At 65.9% G+C, this 2,952-nt stretch carries 3 protein-coding genes; 2 read left to right on the forward strand and 1 reads right to left on the reverse strand.

Annotated features, from left to right (window positions below):
- Together VLT15_01095 and VLT15_01100 are read left to right on the forward strand one after the other, a co-directional pair.
- Positions 1-460, forward strand: a 460-nt coding sequence (locus VLT15_01095) for a response regulator transcription factor (GenBank protein ID HSR43809.1), incomplete at its 5' end; no start/stop codon positions are given.
- A 103-nt stretch (positions 461-563) separates the two neighbouring features.
- On the forward strand, positions 564-1,433 hold the full coding sequence (locus VLT15_01100) for a type II CAAX endopeptidase family protein (protein HSR43810.1): 870 nt from the start codon (positions 564-566) through the stop codon (positions 1,431-1,433).
- Between the two features lie 323 nt (positions 1,434-1,756).
- On the opposite strand, the gene VLT15_01105 is transcribed toward VLT15_01100, so the two are convergent.
- Entirely contained in the window at positions 1,757-2,695 is a 939-nt protein-coding gene (locus VLT15_01105) for a TIGR03560 family F420-dependent LLM class oxidoreductase (GenBank protein HSR43811.1), read from the reverse strand.
- Positions 2,696-2,952: the final 257 nt, after the last annotated feature.

A 2,952-nucleotide genomic window follows, 5' to 3' on the forward strand; every position in this document is an offset into this window, starting at 1 on the left:
CTCGGAGGCGGACTGGCCGGTTCGGGTGATCATCCTCACGACGTTCGATCCCGACGAGTACGTCTACGAGGCGCTCCGGGCGGGCGCAAGCGGTTTCGTGTTGAAGGACGTGCCGCGCCACGAGCTGGCTGCCGCGGTGCGAACGGTCCACGAGGGTGGTGCGATGCTGTCTCCGGCCATCACCAGCCGGCTGATCGGACGGTTCGCTCACCGTCTCGAAGTCGATACCGACACCGCTCGGCGGCTCGAGCAGCTGAGCGAACGGGAACGCGAAGTCCTCGTCGAGATCGCCCTCGGGCGGAGCAACAGCGAGATCTCCGAAAACCTGTTCATCGGCGCTGCCACGGTGAAGTCCCACATCAACCACCTGTTCACGAAGCTCGGAGTGCGAGACCGCGCCCAGGCTGTGGCGTTTGCCTACGAGAGCGGGCTCGTCCAACCGGGCGGAGCCAACGCCTGACCTCTGCGGTCAACCCTGGGGTTGAGGCGGCAACCCACCCACGCTCTGAAGACACGCCGCGTGCTGCTCCATACGTTGGTCACAGGCCGACGAAAGGAACACCATGGCCATCGCAGAGGCAACAAGAATCGAGACCAGGACCGGAACCCGCAAGCGTGGGCTCGGCGCATTCTTCTCGCTGACGTTCGCTCTCACCTGGGGTATCGCAGCGATCCTGATCGCCGCCCCAGACGCGGTCGAGCGGATGTTCGGACCGATCGGGTTGACGAACCCGCTGTACGTCCTTGCGGTCTACGCACCCGCCATCTCCGGACTGGTGATGGTCTGGCATCACCATGGCAGGGAGGGATTCCGGAGTTTCTTCAAGCGGTTCACGCTCGTTCGGATGCCGGTGTCGGGATGGCTGTTCCTGGTGGCCGGTGTGACGGCCATCGTCTACGCCGGCGCACTCGCTTCCGGCACAGCGGGCGATACTCCGGTGTTTTCGCCGTGGTACACCGCACTGCCGGTCTTGGGTCAGTTCATGTTCCTGGCCGGGACCGTCGAGGAGATCGGCTGGCGAGGAGTGGCGCTTCCGCTGCTCCAGCGGCGCTTCACCCCGCTCGTCTCCGGGCTCGTGGTGGGCGTCGCCTGGGCAGTGTGGCACCTGCCGGCGTTCGCCATGTCCGGGACCATTCAGAGCGCATGGTCCTTCGGTCCCTACTTCGTCGGCCTGCTGGCGGTTTCGGTGATCTTCACCTGGATGTTCAACACCTCGAAGGGCAGTCTCCTGGTCGCGTGGCTGCTCCACTTCCAGCTGATGAACCCTCTGTTCCCCGATGCCCAGCCGTGGGACACGCTGTTCTACGTGATCGCAGCGGCGCTCGTCGTGATCGTCGACCGCCGGCGGATGCTGGGACACGGCGATGCCGTCGTCGACATCCTTCACCCCGACACCGACAACCATTCCTCCACCTCCTCGACCGGTCGCTAGCCACCGAGACATACGCCGCCCCGCGAACTCACCCACACGCCGACCGGCCTGTGGGTGAGTCGCGTCCCCCCTTCACATCTCCGCCGTCCAGGTCGCCGGCCTGAGACGAAATCGGTCTCGCCGGTTGGGGCCAGTCCTTCCTCGTATCCGACCCACTCAGAGGGAAGCGTCAGTCCGATCGAGGCCGGGGATAGGTCGCCCCCGGAAGGGCCAGGTGCTCACAGGCCGGCCCGGAGCCTGTTGACCGCCGTGCGTTCAAGCGGTCCCCGCGAGATCCTGCCGCTCGGCGGGCGGACCGCGAACCGTCGCCGGACCGGCCCGTCTCAGATCAGACTGCGGACCTCGCCGACTCGATGAACCGTCTCCGGATCCCAGGGTGAACGGAGAATCCACATCACCTCGTCGACGCCGACGTCGCGGAAACCTGACACGTATTCCGCCACCAGTTCAGGCGGCCCTCCGACATTGAGAACCTGATCCGGGTCGTTCGACTGGGTCTGACCCGGACGAAGGAAGTGGGTGCGTTCGATCCGGCGGTACGCCTCGAGTGCCTCCTCGACCGTGTCGCGGATCACCACGTCCATGGCAACGGTGCGGCGGATCTCTTCGATGGGGCGGCCGATGGATTCGCAGTGCTCGCCGAGCCACCCCATCACCTCGCGGATGCGTGCAGGTTCGCCGTATCCGTTCCAGACATCGGCGTACCTGGCAACGGTACGCAGCGTCTTCGTCCGTCCCGATCCGCCGATGAGGATGGGCAGAGGCTGCTGTACGGGTCGAGGCTCGCACACGGCTTCGTCGAACCGGTAGAAACGTCCTTCGTGGGTCACGTTCTCCCCGTCGACCAGCCGGCGGATGAGCGACACGGCCTCGTCCAGTCGGTCGAGCCGCTCCCCCGCGCTCGCCCCGAACTCGAAGCCGAAGGCGCGATGCTCCTCCTCGAACCAGCCTCCCCCGATGCCAAGGGTGAAGCGTCCCCCGGACACATGATCCAACGTCGTTGCTGTCTTGGCCGTCAAGCCCGGGTTGCGGAAGGTGTTGGCCCCGACGAGGTGACCCAACCGGACCTTCGAGGTGATGGCCGCCACCGCCGCCGCCACCGTCCAGCCCTCGAACTTGGGATCACGGGGGTCGCCCTCGTCGCACAGCAGGTGATCGTCGATCCAGACCGAGGAGAACCCGGCGGTTTCGGCAGCCAGCACGGCCTCGCGCAGATCGGCCCAGCTCGACCGTTGCACCCAGAACGCCGCTCCGATGTCCATCTGCGGATCGTACCCCTACGGGACCGGGGCTCGACGGACCCGATCGAGGCGCTGCCCACGCGAATGGGTCCTAGTTCCCTAACGAACGATCGTTCGGGTATCGAACGTAGTACCAGCCATATCCCGAAGCGTCGGCGAGCAGGCGTGTTTCGCGGTTCGCGAAGAGCCCCTCGACCGAACAAGAGAGACGGGGAGGGACATCGTGGACCGTGGCACACGTACCGCCGAATGGCTCCTGAGACGATCAACGGCGGTGA

The organism is Acidimicrobiia bacterium, assembly GCA_035471805.1.
Classification (GTDB): domain Bacteria; phylum Actinomycetota; class Acidimicrobiia; order Spongiisociales; family JAHEDJ01; genus JAHEDJ01.